Genomic DNA, 20,052 nt, shown 5'->3' with positions numbered 1-20,052 from the left:
AGTTTGATAAAAATGTGTCACATTAACCTCATCGCACGTAAATTTAAGTTAAAACTCACAGCTTTTCATAAGCAATATGAAATTTGGCAATGTAAAATACGGCCATGAATGAAAACGATCACAAGATTCAACAACGAATTAATGTCACTACTGAATCAACCGGTTCACGCATTGACCAATTTTTGACCAGCCTCTTTCCGGATCACTCCAGAGCCACTATCCAGCAATGGATTAAAAAGGGTGATGTCAAAATCAACGGCCATAATACCAAAAGCAAAACCCTTTTAAAAGGATTTGAAGTGATTGACATCGATATCTTGTTAGAACAAGTGGTTGATGACCAACCTGAGCAGATGGATTTGGACATTTTATTCGAGGATGAATACTTATTGGTGTTGAATAAACCTGCCGGATTGGTGGTTCATCCGGGTAATGGCAACCCAACTGGAACCTTGTTAAATGGCTTATTAGGCATGAGTCAAGAGCAAGCCATGTTACCCAGGGCTGGCATCGTTCATCGACTGGATAAAGACACATCAGGTTTAATGGTGGTGGCAAAAACTTCACTGTGCCAACTCAAATTAGTTGAACTGTTAAAAACCCATGACATCAAGAGACAATACTTTTGTGTGGTACGGGGTCAACTTAAAACCGCAGGCACTGTCAGCAATCAAATTGGCCGGCACAAAACCCAAAGGGTACGAATGGCTGTCGTGATGAATGGGAAAGAAGCCATTACGCATTATGAACCGATAGAACACTTTGATCATTACACCAGTGTGAGGGTAAATTTAGAAACCGGACGTACACACCAAATCAGGGTTCACATGCATCACATGGGCCATCCATTGGTCGGCGACCCTTTATATGGCAATCCAAACAGAGTTGACGCTCAAGTTGACAGTGAATTGAAAGAAGTATTGAGGTCATTCCCTAGACAAGCATTACACGCGGAAAAACTTGAATTTGTACATCCAATCACAAATGAACTGATAACAGTCAATGCTAATTTGCCTGACGATTTGTGTCAATTACTCGAAGATTTGGAGTTTTTAGACATAAAACAAGATGATTTTGATGATTTTGAGGTGGAATACGTCGAATAAATCAATAAATATGAGCATTTGCTCGCATTTTTAGTTAATATTAGTTTATTGGAATATTATCTAAGGGGTCAATTATTCAATTCCTAGATACTTGTGGCTTTACTCCCTCTTCCACATATTTACTTAAATTGACCCTTCTTTTTTTATGACGCACCTCATTAATCAATGGCAAAGACCTGCTCGTGTCAAGGTATTACAAACCAGCCGCTCACTGATCAACCCACTTTCGAACCCCACAAATGGCTTTGATGTCCACCCAAACCACGCTGATCCTGACCATATGCATGCTTTGATAACAGCCTTTGAATTGCCTCATGAGCCGATCTTTATGCAACAAGTCCATGGTAACCAGGTCATTGAATACCTTGAACCACCCAAAGCGCACTTTGATGTACAAGCAGATGCCTGTTTCACTCGATTGCCTGATGTTATTTGTGCCGTGATGACAGCCGATTGTTTACCCGTCATTATGACCGACACGGAGGGTTCATTTGTTGCCGCAGTCCATTGCGGTTGGAGGAGTTTGTATGCCAATATTTTAAGTCAGACCCTGGAAGCCATCAATCCCCAACATGAAGTACTAGTTTGGTTTGGTCCCTGCATATTGCAGGATCAATATGAAGTGGACGAATCATTTGTTGTTAATTATTTAAAACGCCATCCTGATGCCAACAACGCCTTTACAGAAATCATTGATCACAACAGCCTGGCCAGTCTGTATACAATGGCTGAAATTCAATTGCAAAACCTTGGCATCAAGCAAATCCAGCAATCGATGGAATGTACTTACCTCAATAAGCAGTATTATTCGTGGCGTGAAAATTCCACACCCCATCGAATGGGCACCATGGCTTGGATTAAACCATGCCAGCCGTGACTTTCGGCACGGACATAATGTCAAAGCAGTTGATAAAATCAATGATTCATTTAACTGTACTCAACTCACGTGAAACTTACTGAAGCCTCATTATCAAACCGAGTAGCAGTGATGGTTGCCATCATACTGGTAGCTATTTTTGGTTATATCAGCCTCAATAGGCTCCCCATACAAATGGCACCCAATGTTGAAAGACCAACCATCAACATATCGACCAGTTGGCCTGGGGCAGCTCCTGAAGAAGTTGAATCTGAAATTTTAGAGCTACAGGAAAATGTTTTTCGTGGAATGCCTGGGGTAGAAAGGATGTCAGCCACTGCCAGTTATGCTTCTGCCAGTATTGACATGGAATTTGATGCCGATGTCGATATGCAACGGTCTTTGATTGAAGTCATCAATCGATTGAACCAAGTACCAGGTTACCCAGTGGATGCCAATGAACCCACTTTACGCATTGGTGGACGCACATTTGGTAATGCCATTGCTTGGTTTGCCATCCTTCCTACCGAAAATAATGACCGTCCAATCGTTACCTATTTGGACTTTATCAGCGACAGTGTACTGCCTAAATTAGAGCAAATTAATGGCGTCTCTTCAGCCAATGCCGTGGGTGGTAGGGCCTATGAAGTTCGGATCAGTTATGACCCATACCAAGCGGCAGCACTGGGAGTGGACTTAACTCGATTAAGCGCAGTCGGTGGTAATTTCAGCAACACTTCAATGGGAACCAAAGATGTCGGTAAACGAAAATACACCATGCGTTTTGAGAGTAAATATGACTACCAAGCACTGTCAGATTATGTGATTGAATGGCGCGACGGTTTACCCATTTACCTGAAAGACATTGCTTCAATAGATGTGGTCATGCAAGACCCAAGCGGTCTGATTTTACAAAACGGTGGCCCATCAATAGCTGCCAACATCATCCCAGAAGCAGGGGTTAATCTACTTGAGTTGATGGACGACATCAAAGCCAAAGTCATTGAATTGCAAGAAACCACTTTAACCCCAGCCGGTTTAACCATCACCCAAGTTTATGACGAATCCCTATACACCAATGGATCTGTTGATATGGTGCGGAATAATTTAATCTTAGGCATGTTGCTGGCCATTTTTATTCTGTGGGCATTTTTACGCAAAAAAACGCCAGCATTGATTGTGGCAGTCGCCATCCCCATTTGTTTGATGGGTGCATTCATCATGCTGGATGTATTTGGCCGCACCCTGAATATCATATCGTTGGCCGGCTTGGCTTTTGCCACTGGCATGGTTTTGGATGCCGCCATTGTGGTGTTGGAAAACATCATCAGGCACAGGGAAATGGGTAAATCAGCTGAAGAAGCAGCCATGATTGGGTCACAACAAGTTTGGGGTGCCTTATTGGCTTCAACCGCAACCACCGTTGCCATATTTTTACCGGTGGTTTTCCTTAAGGATGAAGCCGGTCAAATATTTACTGATTTGGCATTAACCATTTCTATTTCTGTGATATTTTCTTTGGTTGTGGCCGTCACCGTGCTGCCTGCAGCCACTGTTAAATTTATTCATCGTGGTGATTTCAGTGACAAACACTCTGGTATGTGGCGTAAAATCACTGATTTTTTGGATGGATTAACTCGCAGCCGCACCCAGCAAATCAGTTGGATAGCCGGATTGTTATTGATACCGCTTGCCTTGGCTTACATGCTCAGACCACCTGCAGATTATTTGCCAGAGGGTAAACGAAACTTCAGTTTTGGCGGAATATCAACCCCACCCGGCATGTCATTTTCCGTTGCCAAAGAAGAAATTGCAGATGTGGTTTCAACACGTTTAAAACCTTACCTGGATGGCAGCAAGCAACCTAAATTACAAAACTATTTCTTTGGCGTATTTGGTTCCAGGGCCTTTGTTGGTTTCCGAGTTAAAAATCCTGAAGAAATGGACAGCATGCTGCAAATCATGAATACAGAAATCCTTACGGGAATACCAGATGCCCGAGGATTCGCTGGTAGGCGTGGTGTTTTTGGTGGCGGATCAAGAGCCGGCCGCAGCATCAGTGTAGACATACAGACTGAAGATTTTAATGAGTTACTGCGAGTCGGTCAGTTGGCCTATGATAAAGTTTCACAACTGATACCTCAAGTCAGACTAGACACCACCCCTGGACTTGAACTGGGCGCTCCTGAGATTAACATCAAACCGAATGATCGTGCGATTGCCGAGGCTGGCTGGTCAAGACGGGATTTAAACGGTGTGTTGCGTTCCTTAGGCACTGGGGCTTTTGTCGGCGAGTATTTTGACGGCAATAAACGAATGAATGTCGTGCTCCGTGCCAATCATTGGGAAACACCTGAAGAGTTAGCGGCCACACCACTTTATACTGCCAATGGTGATGTGGTTCCATTGGATGAGCTCACTTTCATCCAACGTACAGCAGGTCCAACACAAATACTGCGTGTGGACAGATCAAGGACTTTGACCCTACAAGTGACACCACCTTCGGACATGCCTCTGGAAACTGCCATTGCGCTGCTGAAACAGGAACTGACGCCTTTTATTACTGAGCGACTGCCCGAGGGCAGCAGTGTGTCTTACCGTGGTACAGCAGAAGCACTGGACGCTGCTTTATCCAGTTTGTCTGGCTCATTTTTATTGGCCATTATTATTCTCTATTTATTAATCAGTGCGATGTTCCAGTCATTCAAAGATGCCTTGTTGGTGGTTACCACTTTACCCATGGCAACTGTAGGCGGCATCATGGGATTGCGCTTATTGGATTGGGTACTGAGAACATTTGGCGAATCCAGCCAGTCAATGGATTTATTAACCATGATTGGGTTTGTCATTTTATTGGGCTTGGTGGTCAACAATGCGATACTCTTGGTACTGCGAGCACGCGATGCCGAAAAAATGGGCATGAGCACTCAAGAAGCAGTCTCCAATGCCGTTCGCTTAAGATTGCGTCCGATCTTTATGAGCACCTTTACCAGTATCTTTGGCATGTTACCCTTGTTATTGATGCCAGGCTCTGGAACAGAGCTGTATCGAGGGCTGGCTGCTGTTATAGTTGGGGGCATGTTAATCAGCACATTATTTACCTTGGTTTTGTTGCCAAGTTTATTGAAACTCACTGGAAAGAATCAAAAGGAGCAAAACATTGCAACCATTTAAATTATCACCCATAGCATGTTTGATTGGCTGTCTATTATTAATCAATAGCGCAGGGGCACAACAGCCCGCCCCTGTGGTTAAAACAGCAGCAGCAGTTACTCTGGAAATGGCTCCCATTCGAGTCGTTGCAGCCTATTCCAAAGCAAAATACATCACCACCATAAAAGCAGAATCCAGTGGACGTGTGATTGAACTGGCATCAGTAGGTCAGTCACTCACCGCCGGAGAATCCCTGGGACTGATTGCTGATGAGGAATATGCGTTGCGGTTGAACGAATTAAAAAGTGAAGTTGCCAGTCAACAGGCGCAATTAGAGTTTTTAAAATCAGAATCAATCCGTTTGAAGTCATTAGAGTCTCAAAACCTAACTTCAGGCACAGCATTAGATAAAAACAAAGCAGAACTCGCTGCTGCTCAGGCAGACATTGCCCAAGCCAGATCAAGGTTGCAACAACTTGAAAACAACATTTCAAAATTGACCCCCAAAGCCCCCTTCAATTCTTTTGTAACCAAACAACTGTCACAGCCGGGACAATACTTAAACCAGGGTCAAGACTTGCTCGAAATCATGTCATCTGACGACATTGAAATCATTGCACAGGTGCCATTTAGATTAAAAGAAGTCATTTCCAAAGGACAACAGTGGCAATACAAAGACCATGCTGGCAATACTTCAACGGCTTTGGTTGAAAGATTTATACCAGCCGCCACTTCAAACAGTCGAATGATACAAGTACACTTAAAAGACATGTCAGGCAACCTTCTACCTGGAGAGCCTGTTCAGCTGATGATGCCATCTACCTTGCCAAAAACGGTCACTGCGGTTCATCGTGATGCCTTGGTTTTGCGACGACAGGGTGCACATGTATTTGTGGTGCGAGAAGGCGTGGCTCATAAACTTGATGTAACAACAGGACTGGCACAGGGTGAGATGATAGCCATCAATGCTGAAATTAAAGCTGGTGAACAAGTGGTGATCAGAGGCAATGAAAGGTTGCGTGACCAACAATTGGTGCAAATAAAAGCAGATTAAATAAGTCCATAAAAAAACGCCGGTATCAATTAAAATACCGGCGTTCATTGTTGTAATTATGGATTGATCAGCTATTCAGATTTTCTTTCCATTCTTCAGCTGCTTCTTCCGCTTTTTCACGAGTGTATCCATATTTTTCTTGAATTTTTCCTGCCAGTTTTGTTTTGTTTCCAGCAATTACATCCAACTCGTCATCGGTTAACTTACCCCATTGGATGCGAGCATTGCCCTTAAACTGGTCCCATTTTCCTTCGATAATATCCCAATTCATAGTTTTTCTCCAAAGTTATTAAGTGCTTATAAGTATACCGATGGACAGTGAAATTCACGTCTAAACCATGTTAAATCCAAGGTATGTATATTAAAACACACTTGCAAAGCCCTTATGAGTTGAAATCAGTCAGGAAACTCAGGTGGAAACAGGGTGGGTATTTTTTTATGGCATCAAGATAATTTGAGCTTGTCTTCAACTGCAGTGATGATACTGTCACCCAACATATGAAATTCCTTTGATCGGGTGCTCCCTTTTCGCCAAGCCAATCCAATTTCTCGAAAGGCATCAAACTCAAGGGCATCAACTTTAACTTCATTGTTGTTGAAGAAAGGCAGCGAAAGTGCCATTTCTGGAATAAAGCTGACTCCCAGATCTTGTTTTACCATTTCTACCAAAGTCAATAAACTACTGGCTGTGAATTGACTCACTTTGTCCACATTTTTAATGTGGCAGGCACTGATGGCATGGTCACGTAAACAGTGACCATCATCCAATAACAAGATAGAGCCCTCACCCACATCATTAATATTGAATTTACGGCCTTTCAACCACTTATTGTTGACTGAACTGATCAAGCGAAAACGATCTTTAAATAAAGCCAAGGTTTCGACACTTCTCATTTCGTATGGCAATGCCAGTAAAATCACATCCAACTGACCTTGCATCAATTGCGCATAAATATCGGCCGATTTGCCTTCATGAATTTCCAAGTCAATGTCTGGGTATTGTTGATTCAGGAATGGCAGCAATTGTGGCATAACGAATGGACCAATGGTTGGAATCATGCCCACTGACAGTTTACCGGAAAGTGGTGACAAGTTTCCATGAGCCAGATCCAACATCTTTTTCATCTCAGTCATGATGGTCAATGATTGTTGGTATATCTCACGCCCTAGATTGGTAACGGTCACACTTTTATTGGTTCGATCAACCAATTGGCCACCCAATGCGTTTTCCAATTCTTTGATGGCTACGCTGAATGCAGACTGGGAAACAAAACAACTGTCAGCCGCTTTACCAAAGTGGTTAAATTCCACCAAGGCATTAAAGTACCTGAGTTGTTTGATTGTTGGAAAGTGCATTGTTTAATCTAATAAATGAGTTAATGTTCACATTTTATCCCTAAAATTAGGATATACAAGCAATCAATTTATGGAGCCAACTGCCCTATCTATAATTTCAAATACATTGGGCGACAAACCATCTGTAGTGTGAATTCGTTTGATTTGTTCATTCATGCGATGTTGTATCTCATCATTGTATTGATGATAATCATTGAACAATCCTGCCAACCTTGCCGCAATTTGGGGGTTGATTCTATCCAACTCAATAATTTGGTCTGCCAAAAACTGATAGCCTGAAGAGTCTTCTGCGTGGAATTGGGTGATGTTTGCACCACAAAAAGCACCAATTAAACTGCGAACAGCATTGGGGTTTTTCATCGAAAAAACCGGCAATTCCATCAATTGTTTCACCCTAATTAATGTATCGGATGCTGGGATGGTGGCTTGAATTGACAACCATTTGTTTATGACCAATGGATTGTCCTGCCATTCAGTAAAATAGGCACCCAACAAATCTTCGAAACCATCAACCTGTTGGTGGGTCAACAAACTCAGTGCAGTCATTTTGTCGGTATAATTTCCCGCATGAATGAACTGATCTTTGGCAAGGCCAGCAAACTCTTTTTTATTGCTCTGCAGCAAAAAAGACAGACATCGGTTTTTCAAACTGCGTTTTGCAACTTGTTCGGAGTTAACTCGATAGTCTGAACTGTCATAATTTTGGTTGTATACGGACAACAATTCAACTTCCAATTGGTAGGCGATTTCTTTGATCAACCATTCTTTGGCATCAAATAATTTCAACACATCAACTTTTGCCAGCTTCAAAGTCAAAGATTTTACAGAAGGCAAGGTAATGGCCTCAGCAATCAAGGCTGAATCTATGCCGTCATCCAGCAAGATGTGTCTGAACGATTCAATAAAGTACTTCGGACAGTTGTAATTCTTATTGTCTAAAAGGGCTTGGTATTTACCAATGATGATTTGACTTTGCATTTCTTGTGTCGCATCCCATCGATTGAACGAATCGGTGTCATGTTTCATTAGAAATGCCAGTTCTTTGTGGCCAATTTGACGATGTAATTTAATGGGTGCTGAAAACCCTTGAAAGAGTGATGCAATGGGCTGATGTTCAACACCATTGACAGTCAAGGTTTGGCTGATTTCTTTCAATTCATAAGTAAGCTGTAAATCGCCTGCATCATTCAATGGCAAAGGATTACCTTCGTTATCGTACAATGCCAATTTCACCGGCACATGCATCGGCTGCCATGCCACGTCCCCTTTGTAATTATCTGGTGCAGCCTGCATAAAATCTATAGAATATGCTTTTTTGCCAGCGTCATAGTTTTCTCTGATGTAAACCTGGGGTGTTCCATTCTGTGAATACCACAATTCAAATTGCGTGAGATCCACACTGTTGGCATCAGCCATCGCCAACCTGAAGTCATTACAACTGACTGCAGATCCATCATGACGTTTAAAATACAGCTGCATGCCTTTTTGAAAGCCTTCCTCACCTAATAATGTGTGGTACATTCGAACCACTTCTGAACCTTTCTCATACACCGTTAATGTATAAAAGTTATTGATTTCAATGAATGAGTCTGGTCTGACCGAATGCGACATAGGAGAAGCATCTTCAGCAAACTGTGCAGACCTTAAATACCTGACGTCTTCGATTCTTTTGACAGATCTGGATTGTAGGTCAGCCGTGAATTCTTGGTCTCTGAAAACAGTCAACCCCTCTTTCAAAGACAATTGAAACCAATCTTTACATGTCACCCGATTACCGGTCCAATTATGAAAGTACTCGTGGCCGATAACCGCTTCTATATTGATAAAATCCTGATCCGTAGCGGTTTCAGGTTTTGCCAAAACATATTTTGAATTGAATATATTGAGCCCCTTATTCTCCATCGCCCCCATATTGAAATCATCAGTGGCAACAATGTTGTATTCATCCAGGTCATATACCAAGTTAAACCTTTCTTCATCCCATTGCATTGAATTTATCAATGATTGCATAGCAAAATCACAGGCATCAATATTTTTTGATTCGGTGTATATTCTTAATTGAACTTTATTGTTATTTTTTGTGATGAAGTGGTCTTCTATATAATCAAGATCACCTGCGACCAATGCAAACAAGTAACTGGGTTTGGGGTGGGGATCTAACCATTTACAATAATGCCGTCCATCATTCAAATCACCACTGCTTATTTTGTTACCATTAGAAAGCAAGACTGGGTATTTCTCCTTATCCGCTACAATGGTAACAGTGAATTTTGCCAATACATCAGGTCTGTCAGGATAAAATGTGATCTTCCTGAACCCTTCCGCTTCACACTGAGTTAAAAAGAAATTTCCTGATTGGTACAACCCCTCTAAGGCCGTATTTTGCGACGGGTATATTTTGACCACAGTTTTAAGTTCAAATGCATCAGGTAAATCATGTAGTGAAAGCCCTCTTTCGTTGAGGTCATATTTATTGGCATTTAATTGCTGTTGATTCAATTCAATTGAAACCAACTCTAGATCGACACCATTTAAAAACAATTCATTTTTATCTTGTTTAGGATTTACTTCAAATTGGATTCTTGCGGTAACTAAGGTACTTTCGGCTTCAACCACAAAAGCCAAGTCGACTGATTTAACGACATAATTTGGTTCTTGATAGTCTTTTCTATATATAACTTCTTTAGAAGAACTCATTATGAAATAGTCTGTTGTTTGAACGAATGGTACATTGTAATGAACTCCCTTTTAAATTGGTGTTAACTTTTGTTAGATTTTTTTCTTAAAAATTGACCCATCATGATACCAAACTCAAACAAAACCAGCATGGGTATTGCCAACAAAATTTGTGAACTGGGATCTGGCGGAGTTAACAGCATGGCAACAACAAATATACCTACAATGACATACGGTCTGGATTTGGCCAACTTTTCCGCTGTTGTTACCCCTAGCATGATCAAAATAATAACCGCCACTGGAATTTCAAATGCCAGTCCAAAAGCAAAGAACAGCCTGACCACGATGTCCAAGTATGAATTAATGTCTGGCATATAAGTCACGCCTTCAGGCGCAATCCCAGGTAAAAACACAAAAATGATTGGAAAAACAATGAAATAAGCAAAGGCACAACCTGTATAAAACAACACGATGCTTGAAATCAAAATCGGGGTCGCAATTCGTTTTTCACTTTTGTACAAACCAGGGGCTACAAATGCCCATATCTGGTAGATGATCACTGGCATACTGATGATGACAGCCAAAATAATAACCATTTTAAAAGGTGTAAGAAAAGGTGAAAAAACCCCGGTGGCTATCATCTCAGTGCCTTGACTCAGATTGCTGAGTACGGGTTGAGCTATGATGGTATAGATTTCACCTGCAAATGGAAACATAATCAAAATCAATATCAAAATAGTAAAAACCGCCTTGATAAGGCGACTTCTGAGCTCAACCAAGTGAGATACCAATGATTGTTCTTGATCAGTCATTTATGGTTTTGAATTCGTATTTTTAGAGGGAGTTTCTGAGGTTAATGACATGGTGTCATCATCGGCTTGTTTGACTTGTTCAACTGTTTTTGACAAAGCTTCTTTGACTTCCTTGGCCTCAGCCAACATCGCATTTTCTTTGAGTTGTGCTTTGACGGCTTCTATTTCCAACTCTTGTTCCACTTCATTTTTGATCGATTGAAATGACCGTTTCATCTTGCCAATGTACAATCCAACTTTTCTGGCCACCGAGGGTAACCTTTCTGGACCCACCACCAACAGTGCCACAACAAAAATAATCAGCAACTCAGAAAATCCAATATCAAACATAATAGATTATTTTTCTACAGGATCTTTTTTACCTTGTGTGACTTCTTCAGACACATCTTCATCTTGGTGATTCAATTCCTGCTTATCTTCATCTGCAATGCCTTTCTTGAAACCTTTTATGGCTCCACCTAAATCACTGCCGATGTTTTTCAGCTTCTTTGTGCCAAATAACAACGCAACAATGATCAGAATAACCACCAGTTCTTTCAATCCGAATCCACCCATAAAAGCCTCATTAATTAGTTTAAAAAAACAGTCATTATAACTGCATTCGAGTTAACAAAATATTCAGCAGTTCAAGAATTTACATATTAATGTTAGATTAATTCATTCCATGAATGTTGAAAGTTCGCGATTAGGCGAGGAGAAAATTACTTGAATGATGATCGCAATGAAACAAAACCGATCGAAAGCACAGAAAATAACATCAACAGCAATGCATTAAAACCCAGTGTTGGAATCGATACAGGATCAGTCCCAAGGGTACAACCGACCGGGCCGGTTATAGCCAAAGATTCAATGCCAACCAGTGTTTCAGCAATAAACTCAGCTTCACCTGTGGTCGCATCCACTTTAAAAATCCGTGAAGGAAATGGGTTCAATGGATCCGAAAGTCTTAGGTTTATGACCAACCAAAGGTTACCATTTTCATCAAATGACATACCTGACCCATTCAATTCAATGTCACCACCAAGGTCGCCCAAAGGACCCACCAATGAGGCTTCAGCTGTTACCGGGTCAATTTTATATAAATTGAAATCGCCCGAAGCTACGGCAAACAAGTCATCACCCCATGCTGCCAGCGAAGTAAAATTATGTCCAGTGTTGCCAATCAATTCAGCCACCCCACTGGATTCACTGACTTCAAACAAATCACCTGTGTGTTTAACCACCATATTCAATCGATTTGAACAGGTGAAAGTCATTCCAAAATCGTAACTTTCAGGGACTGAACCAAAACCCAAGTTTTGATTCACATTTGAAACGGGGAAAGCCAAGCCTTCAGTAACCGAAATTTGTACCAAAGTTTTGGTGTTATCGTCTGCTCCATAGAGTGTGCCATTTGCAGACATGGCCAATCCTTCTAAAGCAATGTACGGATCGGCAATTCTTCCCAAACTGGTGAATTCACCGGTTTCAAGGTCGATTTGTACCAAGTGATCAGGATATTCAAAATTATCATCAGCCACAGAATAAGCCATAACCGCAGCGAAAGACTGCGTTGCAAACACGGAAAATAAAATTGTTAAGCAAAGGCGATTCATGTTTATTTAATGATTTTTATAAGTTTTAATATCGTATTGGTCAGATGTTAGCAAATAATACCGGTTTAAACAACAAACTTTTGCCCACAATTCAATCGACACGACCAAATGAATTTTATTCAGTTTATGCGGGGATCAATTGTTTGGCTACATATTTTGCGTAGTTTTCTATGTTGTTGCTGTCTTTGAACTTACCGTGCAAGGTTTTCGCCATATGTAAATACCCAACATAGACAGAATATGACATCAAAGCCTGTTGTTTAGCTTGCCCTTCTACATAACCAATTTCTTGAAAAGATTTTTGTAAATAAGCCAGTCTTTCAAGGGTCACTTCTTTCAACACTTTTGCCACAAAATCATGTTGTCGGTCGGCCAATAAAGTGGCATAGATTAAATGACTTTGCAAAGGTTGAGCACTCAGCAAGAACCAAGCATTCAGCCTTTCATGAGGATCAGGAATCGACCATATTTCTTGCTTAATGACTTCTTTGTCGTCACTTTGCCAACGCTTCAACGCAGCCACAATCAAATCCTTTCTGTTTGCAAAATGCCAATAAAAACTGCCCTTTGTGACGCCCAAATCTTTGGCAATGTTTTCAACAGCTACGGCACTGACGCCTTGGTGGGCAATCACATCTAATGTGGCTTTTTCCCAATCTGATGGATTCAAAGATTTCTTTTTTGCAGTCGTTTTCATATACACCTGAAAAATTTTATAACAATATCATAGTGGTCAAACTGATTGGGTCAATAAAAATTTAGCATTTTCCATACGCTTGCGTATTGACAATTTCAGTGGTTAGCACCATACTATACCGTATGTTACAATAAAACAGGAATTAATCATGACTTTTTTAACCCTATTAGGCTATTTACTCGCAGCCACTTTGCTTGCGGGGTACTTCAGAAGTTCAGTCAAACAATGGACCATTCTGGCTGCAGTAATGCTGGTTTTTGGAATTTGGGTCACCGAAGCCAACTTCTTTCCCGCCTTTTTTGCGGTGTTGTTATTTGCTGCACCCGCAGTCTTTTTAAACCTCAAGCCATTAAGGCAAGAGCATTTTACCAAACCTTTTTTGAAATTTTACCGCAAAGCGCTGCCTGAATTGTCAGAAACTGAAAAAGTGGCATTGGAAGCAGGTACGGTCTATTGGGATGCCGAACTTTTTACCGGCCAACCTGATTTTAAAAAATTACATGACATCAAAAAACCTGAGTTATCAGCTGACGAAAAAGAATTTTTAGCGGGACCTGTGAAAGAATTGTGTGCCATGCTTAATGAGCATGAGTACAACCATGACAAAGGCGACATGCCCCCTGAGGTCTGGGACTTTATCATGAAAAGTAAATTTTTCGCCATGATCATACCCAAACAGTATGGCGGACTAGGATTCAGCGCACTTGGACACTCAGCGGTGTTGCAAAAAGTTTCTTCACGCAGCGGAGTGGCAGCAGCCACCATAGCCGTGCCCAATTCCCTGGGGCCTGCCGAGTTATTATTAGAATATGGCACAGAAGAACAAAAGGACCATTACTTACCCCGATTGTCTCAAGGACTTGAAATACCCTGTTTTGGACTCACTGGACCTTCTGCAGGTTCTGATGCCACATCAATTCCAGACACTGGCGTTGTGGTTAAAAAGAAAATCAAGGGCAAAGAAGTCTTGGGTATCAATCTTAACTTTGACAAGCGTTATATCACGCTGGCTCCGGTCGCGACAGTGGTTGGTTTGGCCTTTCAGATGCTGGATCCCGACAAGCTGATTGGTGATAAAGAAAAGTTAGGTATCACATTGGCTTTGATTCCTAGAGACACCAAAGGCATGGAAATTGGCCGCAGGCATTTGCCCTTGGATGTGATGTTCATGAATGGCCCCATTCGCGGTAAAGATGTGTTCATTCCTATGGACTACATCATTGGAGGACAAGACATGATCGGACATGGGTGGCGCATGTTGGTAGAATGTTTATCCGTTGGTCGTGCCATCTCATTGCCTTCTTGTTCAACAGGTGGCGCCAAAATGGTTGCTTTTGCAACCGGTGCTTATGCCAGAATTCGCAAACAATTTAATCTACCGATAGGGCGATTTGAGGGCATTGAAGAAGCTTTGTGCAGGATTGCTGGCAAGACTTATTCTTGTGCTGCCGTATCTACCATGACAGCATTGGCCGTAGACCGTGGTGAAAAACCTGCCGTTCCTTCAGCCATTGCTAAAATGCATACAACCGACATGACACGCAGCATCATTTCTGATGCCATGGACATACATGGCGGCAAAGCCATCATTATGGGTCCTGGAAACTACCTGGGTCGTGCTTGGATGGGGGCACCGATTTGGATCACCGTAGAGGGTGCCAATATCTTGACCCGCAGCATGATCATATTTGGGCAAGGCGCCATCAGGTGTCATCCCTACGTATTGAAAGAAATGGAGGCGGCGCATTTACCTGATGCTGAGGAGTCGTTACAAAAATTTGACAAACTACTGTTCCAGCACATGGGCTACTCATTTCAAAACGGTGTCAGGTCATTTTTCCAAGGCTTGGGTACCTGGCGTTTAGAACGCAGCCCCGGTGATAAATTCACCAAACAGTTTTATTCTAAAATCACCCGATACAGCGCAGCCTTTGGCTTCGCCGCCGATGTGTCAATGCTGACCCTTGGTGGTTCATTGAAAAAACGAGAAAAAACTTCTGCCCGTTTAGGCGATGTGTTGAGCCATTTGTATATGGCATCTGCCGTACTCAAACGCTATTTAGATCAAGGCAAACAAAGTGCTGACCAACCCATAGTGGCTTGGGCCATGCACCATCATTTTTATGAGATTGAACAAGCTTTAAAAATGCTGTCTTACAACTTTCCAAGCAAAGGAGTGGGTCTGTTCTTACGTCGAGTTATCTTCCCGTTGGGGACCCATGAATTACCCCCAGGCGATCGTTTAGGCCACAAAGCAGCCAGTTTATTGCTTTCTGCCAATGAAACCAGGCAGCGGTTAACTGATGGCATAGACAAAGATGAATCAGAACATCACTTTGTTGCAAAAATGAACCATGTTTTAGCCAAGGTGATAGACACAGAACCATTGGAACGTCGCATTCTTAAAGCCATCAAGAGTAATGACATCACGGAAATCGATCCGGTCAAACAATTGGCTCAAGCATTGAAAAAAGACCTGATCAGCAAGAGTGAATTCAATTCATTGACCAAAGTACGACAACAAGTCGCTGAAGTCATTGCCGTTGATGACTTCCCGTTTGATGCTTTTGATCGCACTGTGGCGCAAGCCGAAGGCGACCAAACCAAGGTCGCTTAAATAACAAGTTCATGACATTGAGTCTGGTTGTGTTGCAAAACCAGACTCAATGAAATGAAAACACAAAAAGTCCACTCATCATTAATATTCTGAGTGCCTACATTTCATATTTCAACAAGAGATCAGGGTTCCAACAAACCCAACTCACCCAGTCTGTTGTTTAATTCTTGCATGTCATCAATCATCACCAGCTCTGGGTATTGATGCGCATGAATCAACACCGCAGCCAGTACAGCAAAATCCTTGTGATGGGCGCCATCCCCTTTTAACAACTGTAACTTTCCAGACATTTCCTTTAAATCACTGCTTACTTTTAAAGGGTCTCTTTTTTGTATCAATACATTTTGTCGCAGGATTTGGTGCCATTGTTTTTGGGCGTCACACCCTGACACCAGCCGTGATTTAACCATGGCTGCATGTTCCCATGTCCAAGCTTGGGTTCTTTGGTATTTTTCAAATTCTGACTTGGTTGTCACCAGTGAACCAGACCGTCCATTTGGCCGCAGTTGCAAATCAATTTCATACAGCAAGCCATGGTACATTTGGCTGCCCAAGTGATGCAAAATTCGCTTCACCCATTTGTGCACAAAAACCCGTTCCTCGGCATCGTAATTGGGTTGATCAATGATAAAAACCAAATCAAGGTCAGATGTAATCGACATGTCATACACTGCCATGGAACCGTATGCCAAAACCATTAAATCTTCGGCTACGATCTTCACATCTGAATGCTTGGTATGTAACTCATTCCAGCATTGGTCACAAACCTTAAAAATAATAAATTCTGCCAATAGGGTTAATTGAACCCCCAACTGTTTAGGTGTAATTTCACCGACTGAAATTGATCGCATTAAATTAAACTGGTTGACTAATTTGAAGTAACGCAGTTGTTCCATCCAGTTTTCAACATCATCTAATGTTTGTGCACCAAGTTGACGCGCAGACCACATACCGGACAACTTGTCATGATTCAATGGTTCAAAAGGTTGATGTTCAAACAGCTGTTCAAACAAAACAGGATAATCAAGCAATACCTTCTTAAAATAAGTGTGTGCTGCCAGAAGTTTCAAAACATTGTTGTGAACGTTGTGTTCTCGCAGCAGCATCAACAAATAACTGGGGCGTTTTAAAAGAACTTTAATGATTTGCACAAAATCATGACACACCTCAGGCGCCGCTTTAACCACAGTGAGCTCCAGTAATTTTTTGGCTTTTTGTACAGTGTCTTTGGGTACCCGCTGAAAATTAATTTGATCGAGCAGTTGTTGCATCAGTTGTTCATCAGCTTGGGTAAGCGATTCATCTTGATTTGAATCGTTGAACAATTGTATGAAAAGATCATCAACTGCACCACGCTGAGCCCCCATCATGGCTTCAAGCGATTCCCAGCTTGCATGGTTATTGATGGTGGCAAATGCAATTTGAGCCTCCTCATTCTCTGGTAACTCATGGATTGATTCGTCGTTGATGATTTGGCTCATGTTTTCCAACTTCCTTAGCCACACCCAGGTGCTCTTTAACAACTCACCATCGCCGACTGGCATTTTTTTTTCATTCACCAAATGTTCAAACATGGGGTAAATAGAAACACCTTGAAGCTTCGCATCCCTACCACCAAAGACCAATTGCAAACTTTGGATGATGAACTCGATGGTTCTGATGCCACCTAAACCATGTTTTAAATTACGGGTGTTGCTTGGATAGACCGAAGCAATGTTTTTTTTAATTTTTGCCAATGATGAAAACACTTGGTAATCAAGGTGTTTGCGGTAAATAAACGACTTCAACTCACTCAACAATGACTGTGCTGATGCCGAATTTCCACAAATTAAACGCGCCCTCATCCAAGCAAACCGTTCCCAATCCCTGCCTTCATTCACCAAGTATTGAACCAAAGACTTTTCAGAACAGACCAAAGACCCTGCCGATCCAAAGGGACGCAATCGCATGTCCACCCTGTAGACAAGGCCATCAGGACTGAAATAATCAAGTAATTTAATGATCTTTTGCCCCAGCCGGGTGAAATAGGATTCAGCATCCAATGTTCTTTTACCATTTGATTCGCCGTATTCAGGGTAGACAAACACCAAGTCGACATCGGATGAATAATTCAATTCTTGGGTGCCCAATTTACCCAATGCAAATATTTGCAAATCAACCACATTTTTCTGTGCATCTAAAACCTTACCAAACCGTTGCTGCATATCGCTAACAGCCATCAAATAGGCTTGGCTAATTAAATGCTCAGCCAGCACAGTCACTCGATGCATGGTTTTGATGTGCTCGCTGAGCGGCAGTTGAAAATCAACATATGCCAAAAATGCCAACCGGGACTTTCTGAATTGACGCAGCAATGCAAATTGATCTGACTGTTGATTCGCTCGAACAAAGTGATCCCAGTCATTATTGATATCATAAACATCAATCTCTGGGTATCGATCCAACAACTGAACAATGCATTCCCATTGAGTTTCGATAAAGGGAAATACTTTCAGCCACTTAGGGGCTGTTTTCATCTGGCCTTAAGGTATGCCATTTCCGACACTGCCAACCATTTTTTAGTCTGCTCAGCAAAACCAGTGTATGAGTTAAATATTTTTTGCGACAGCTCACTTTGTTGTCCCAATTCAATCAACACCTGGTTGGCATATTTTTTGAATTCCTGCAAAACATCTTCAGGAAACGCTCGCAGCTGAACATGGTGATCTTGTTGCAATGTTTCCAGAGCCCTTTGATTATTGGCTGTATATTCTGACAACATATTTTGGTTAGCAGCCATGGCAGCCATATCCACCACCTTTTGCAAGTCCACCGGCAACGCGTCATAGGCCTGTTGATTGATGATCGCTTCAATACAGGCGGTGGGTTCGTGCCACCCAGGATAATAATAAAATTGCGCGGCTTGATAGAGACCAAAAGCCAAATCATTGTAAGGACCTACCCATTCTGTGGCATCGATGGTTCCTGTTTGTAAAGCAGTGAACAATTCTGCACCGGGTAAGGCCTGCGGCGTACCACCTGCTCGCGACAACACATCTCCACCCATACCGGGAATTCGCATCACCAATCCCTTGATGTCTTCCTTGGTTTTAATTTCTTTATTAAACCACCCACCCATTTGCACGCCAGACTGACCAGCAGGCATGGGTTTTAGGCCAAAGGGTCGGTAAGCCTCTTCCCATAACTTTAAACCACCGCCATGGTAGAGCCATGCATTCATTTCATTGGCATTCATTCCAAATGGTACAGCACCAAAAAATTGAGCTTCTGGAATTTTACCTTTCCAATAATAAGCCGCTGAATGTCCCATTTGAGCGGTGCCTGCTGATACCGCATCAAACACCTCAAAAGCGGGCACCAATTCACCACTGCCAAATACTTTGACCGTTAAACGTCCTCCAGACATTTGGGTGATGGCATCCGCCAAAAACGCCGCCCCTGTACCCAGTCCAGGAAAGTTTTTGGGCCAAGCGGTAACCATTTTCCATTCGAAGTTTTCTGTTGACTGCTGCTTTTTGGCTTGTTGTTGCTCTTTACAACCTGACACCGCCAAAGAAGCTGCCAAAGCACCACCTGCAATAACCTGTCTTCTTTTCATGGGTTTATTTACAATACTCGCGAATACCTTGCTGGGCAGTTTTCATGGCTTGTAACCTCTGGTCATCATTCATTCTGACTGTTTGACCTGTTTTTTCATCAACTTGAACCACCCTTACAGTGGCATTCAAAGCTGCCAAATTCTTTCTTGATTGTTCACACAACCTAACCATGCTTGCGGCATCGGCTTTAGCCAATTGTGCTTTGGCTGCGGCATCGGCATCAGTTTCAGTCGATTCTGCTGCTTCTGTTGATTCAACAGCGCTTTCATTGGTCTGAGCATTAACTTTGGGTTGGTTCCGAACTTTCATCGTTTCGGCTTTTTGGCCAACTGGCTTCTGAGAGGAATAGTGAATCTGTCCATTTTCGTCTACCCATTTATATATTTTTTCGGCCAAAACCAAGCCACTAACAACCAACAATAGTAATGTAACAGCTGTTCTTTTCATGTCATTCTCCACTCATAAAACTTTTTAAACCGGATTTCATTCCTATGAACCAATCCTGTACTCGCACTGTATTTACATACATCA

General features: G+C 42.1%; 16 protein-coding genes. 5 read left to right on the top strand and 11 right to left on the bottom strand.

Annotated features, from left to right (window positions below; genetic code table 11):
• Nucleotides 1-104: 104 nt before the first annotated feature.
• The 4 genes from rluD to CCS90_RS06545 all read left to right on the top strand — a co-directional run bounded on the left by rluD (nucleotide 105) and on the right by CCS90_RS06545 (nucleotide 6,169).
• A complete protein-coding gene (rluD, locus tag CCS90_RS06560) occupies nucleotides 105-1,106 on the top strand; it encodes a 23S rRNA pseudouridine(1911/1915/1917) synthase RluD (protein ID WP_099018673.1) in 1,002 nt (333 codons plus the stop codon).
• A gap of 145 nt (nucleotides 1,107-1,251) precedes the next feature.
• Complete coding sequence (gene pgeF / locus CCS90_RS06555) at nucleotides 1,252-1,983, top strand: peptidoglycan editing factor PgeF (protein WP_099018672.1); 732 nt, start codon at nucleotides 1,252-1,254, stop codon at nucleotides 1,981-1,983.
• 69 nt (nucleotides 1,984-2,052) lie between these two features.
• Nucleotides 2,053-5,136, top strand: a complete 3,084-nt coding sequence (locus CCS90_RS06550; RefSeq protein ID WP_099018671.1) for an efflux RND transporter permease subunit — start codon at nucleotides 2,053-2,055, stop codon at nucleotides 5,134-5,136.
• Nucleotides 5,123-6,169 (top strand): efflux RND transporter periplasmic adaptor subunit, encoded by a 1,047-nt coding sequence (locus tag CCS90_RS06545; protein WP_099018670.1) that lies wholly within the window; start codon nucleotides 5,123-5,125, stop codon nucleotides 6,167-6,169. Before CCS90_RS06550 ends, CCS90_RS06545 begins: the two co-directional genes overlap by 14 nt.
• 67 nt (nucleotides 6,170-6,236) lie before the next feature.
• Here CCS90_RS06545 and CCS90_RS06540 read toward each other — a convergent pair whose 3' ends face one another.
• The 8 genes from CCS90_RS06540 to CCS90_RS06505 all read right to left on the bottom strand — a co-directional run bounded on the left by CCS90_RS06540 (nucleotide 6,237) and on the right by CCS90_RS06505 (nucleotide 13,305).
• Nucleotides 6,237-6,440, bottom strand: a complete 204-nt coding sequence (locus CCS90_RS06540; protein WP_099018669.1) for a CsbD family protein — start codon at nucleotides 6,438-6,440, stop codon at nucleotides 6,237-6,239.
• 173 nt (nucleotides 6,441-6,613) lie between these two features.
• Complete coding sequence (locus CCS90_RS06535) at nucleotides 6,614-7,525, bottom strand: hydrogen peroxide-inducible genes activator (protein ID WP_099018668.1); 912 nt, start codon at nucleotides 7,523-7,525, stop codon at nucleotides 6,614-6,616.
• 63 nt (nucleotides 7,526-7,588) lie between these two features.
• A complete protein-coding gene (pepN, locus tag CCS90_RS06530; RefSeq protein ID WP_099018667.1) occupies nucleotides 7,589-10,222 on the bottom strand; it encodes an aminopeptidase N in 2,634 nt (877 codons plus the stop codon).
• Nucleotides 10,223-10,284: 62 nt separating this feature from the next.
• A complete protein-coding gene (gene tatC, locus CCS90_RS06525) occupies nucleotides 10,285-11,013 on the bottom strand; it encodes a twin-arginine translocase subunit TatC (RefSeq protein ID WP_099018666.1) in 729 nt (242 codons plus the stop codon).
• Complete coding sequence (gene tatB, locus CCS90_RS06520; protein WP_099018665.1) at nucleotides 11,014-11,343, bottom strand: Sec-independent protein translocase protein TatB; 330 nt, start codon at nucleotides 11,341-11,343, stop codon at nucleotides 11,014-11,016.
• Nucleotides 11,344-11,349: 6 nt separating this feature from the next.
• The gene (locus CCS90_RS06515; protein ID WP_099018664.1) at nucleotides 11,350-11,568 is read right to left on the bottom strand and encodes a Sec-independent protein translocase subunit TatA; all 219 of its coding nucleotides are present in this window, start codon (nucleotides 11,566-11,568) and stop codon (nucleotides 11,350-11,352) included.
• A 146-nt stretch (nucleotides 11,569-11,714) separates the two neighbouring features.
• On the bottom strand, nucleotides 11,715-12,608 hold the full coding sequence (locus CCS90_RS06510) for an NHL repeat-containing protein (protein WP_133566500.1): 894 nt from the start codon (nucleotides 12,606-12,608) through the stop codon (nucleotides 11,715-11,717).
• 124 nt (nucleotides 12,609-12,732) lie between these two features.
• Nucleotides 12,733-13,305: a TetR/AcrR family transcriptional regulator gene (locus CCS90_RS06505; RefSeq protein WP_099018662.1), complete on the bottom strand. Its 573-nt coding sequence runs from the start codon at nucleotides 13,303-13,305 to the stop codon at nucleotides 12,733-12,735.
• 148 nt (nucleotides 13,306-13,453) lie between these two features.
• Between CCS90_RS06505 and CCS90_RS06500 the strand changes: the two genes are divergently transcribed.
• The gene (locus tag CCS90_RS06500; protein ID WP_211337039.1) at nucleotides 13,454-15,922 is read left to right on the top strand and encodes an acyl-CoA dehydrogenase; all 2,469 of its coding nucleotides are present in this window, start codon (nucleotides 13,454-13,456) and stop codon (nucleotides 15,920-15,922) included.
• A gap of 122 nt (nucleotides 15,923-16,044) precedes the next feature.
• On the opposite strand, the gene CCS90_RS06495 is transcribed toward CCS90_RS06500, so the two are convergent.
• The 3 genes from CCS90_RS06495 to CCS90_RS06485 are packed head-to-tail and all read right to left on the bottom strand — an operon-like array spanning nucleotide 16,045 to nucleotide 19,968.
• On the bottom strand, nucleotides 16,045-18,438 hold the full coding sequence (locus CCS90_RS06495; protein ID WP_099018660.1) for a [protein-PII] uridylyltransferase family protein: 2,394 nt from the start codon (nucleotides 18,436-18,438) through the stop codon (nucleotides 16,045-16,047).
• The gene (locus CCS90_RS06490) at nucleotides 18,435-19,520 is read right to left on the bottom strand and encodes a TRAP transporter substrate-binding protein (RefSeq protein WP_099018659.1); all 1,086 of its coding nucleotides are present in this window, start codon (nucleotides 19,518-19,520) and stop codon (nucleotides 18,435-18,437) included. The genes CCS90_RS06495 and CCS90_RS06490 overlap by 4 nt, the downstream gene beginning before the upstream one ends.
• Before the next feature lie 4 nt (nucleotides 19,521-19,524).
• On the bottom strand, nucleotides 19,525-19,968 hold the full coding sequence (locus tag CCS90_RS06485; RefSeq protein ID WP_099018658.1) for a DUF4124 domain-containing protein: 444 nt from the start codon (nucleotides 19,966-19,968) through the stop codon (nucleotides 19,525-19,527).
• Nucleotides 19,969-20,052: the final 84 nt, after the last annotated feature.

This window comes from Marinicella litoralis (assembly GCF_002591915.1).
Lineage (GTDB): Bacteria > Pseudomonadota > Gammaproteobacteria > Xanthomonadales > Marinicellaceae > Marinicella > Marinicella litoralis.
The sequence above is the reverse complement of the archived record's forward strand: the minus strand, read 5'-3'. Positions and strand labels throughout refer to the sequence as shown.

Excerpts from the sequence above, each read along its gene's own strand:
- rluD (WP_099018673.1), top strand. The coding sequence starts at position 105 with ATGAATGAAAACGATCACAAGATTCAACAACGAATTAATGTCACTACT.
- pgeF (WP_099018672.1), top strand. The coding sequence starts at position 1,252 with ATGACGCACCTCATTAATCAATGGCAAAGACCTGCTCGTGTCAAGGTA.
- CCS90_RS06540 (WP_099018669.1), bottom strand. The coding sequence starts at position 6,440 with ATGAATTGGGATATTATCGAAGGAAAATGGGACCAGTTTAAGGGCAAT.
- CCS90_RS06535 (WP_099018668.1), bottom strand. The coding sequence starts at position 7,525 with ATGCACTTTCCAACAATCAAACAACTCAGGTACTTTAATGCCTTGGTG.
- pepN (WP_099018667.1), bottom strand. The coding sequence starts at position 10,222 with ATGAGTTCTTCTAAAGAAGTTATATATAGAAAAGACTATCAAGAACCA.
- tatC (WP_099018666.1), bottom strand. The coding sequence starts at position 11,013 with ATGACTGATCAAGAACAATCATTGGTATCTCACTTGGTTGAGCTCAGA.
- tatB (WP_099018665.1), bottom strand. The coding sequence starts at position 11,343 with ATGTTTGATATTGGATTTTCTGAGTTGCTGATTATTTTTGTTGTGGCA.
- CCS90_RS06515 (WP_099018664.1), bottom strand. The coding sequence starts at position 11,568 with ATGGGTGGATTCGGATTGAAAGAACTGGTGGTTATTCTGATCATTGTT.
- CCS90_RS06510 (WP_133566500.1), bottom strand. The coding sequence starts at position 12,608 with ATGAATCGCCTTTGCTTAACAATTTTATTTTCCGTGTTTGCAACGCAG.
- CCS90_RS06505 (WP_099018662.1), bottom strand. The coding sequence starts at position 13,305 with ATGAAAACGACTGCAAAAAAGAAATCTTTGAATCCATCAGATTGGGAA.
- CCS90_RS06500 (WP_211337039.1), top strand. The coding sequence starts at position 13,454 with ATGACTTTTTTAACCCTATTAGGCTATTTACTCGCAGCCACTTTGCTT.
- CCS90_RS06495 (WP_099018660.1), bottom strand. The coding sequence starts at position 18,438 with ATGAAAACAGCCCCTAAGTGGCTGAAAGTATTTCCCTTTATCGAAACT.
- CCS90_RS06490 (WP_099018659.1), bottom strand. The coding sequence starts at position 19,520 with ATGAAAAGAAGACAGGTTATTGCAGGTGGTGCTTTGGCAGCTTCTTTG.
- CCS90_RS06485 (WP_099018658.1), bottom strand. The coding sequence starts at position 19,968 with ATGAAAAGAACAGCTGTTACATTACTATTGTTGGTTGTTAGTGGCTTG.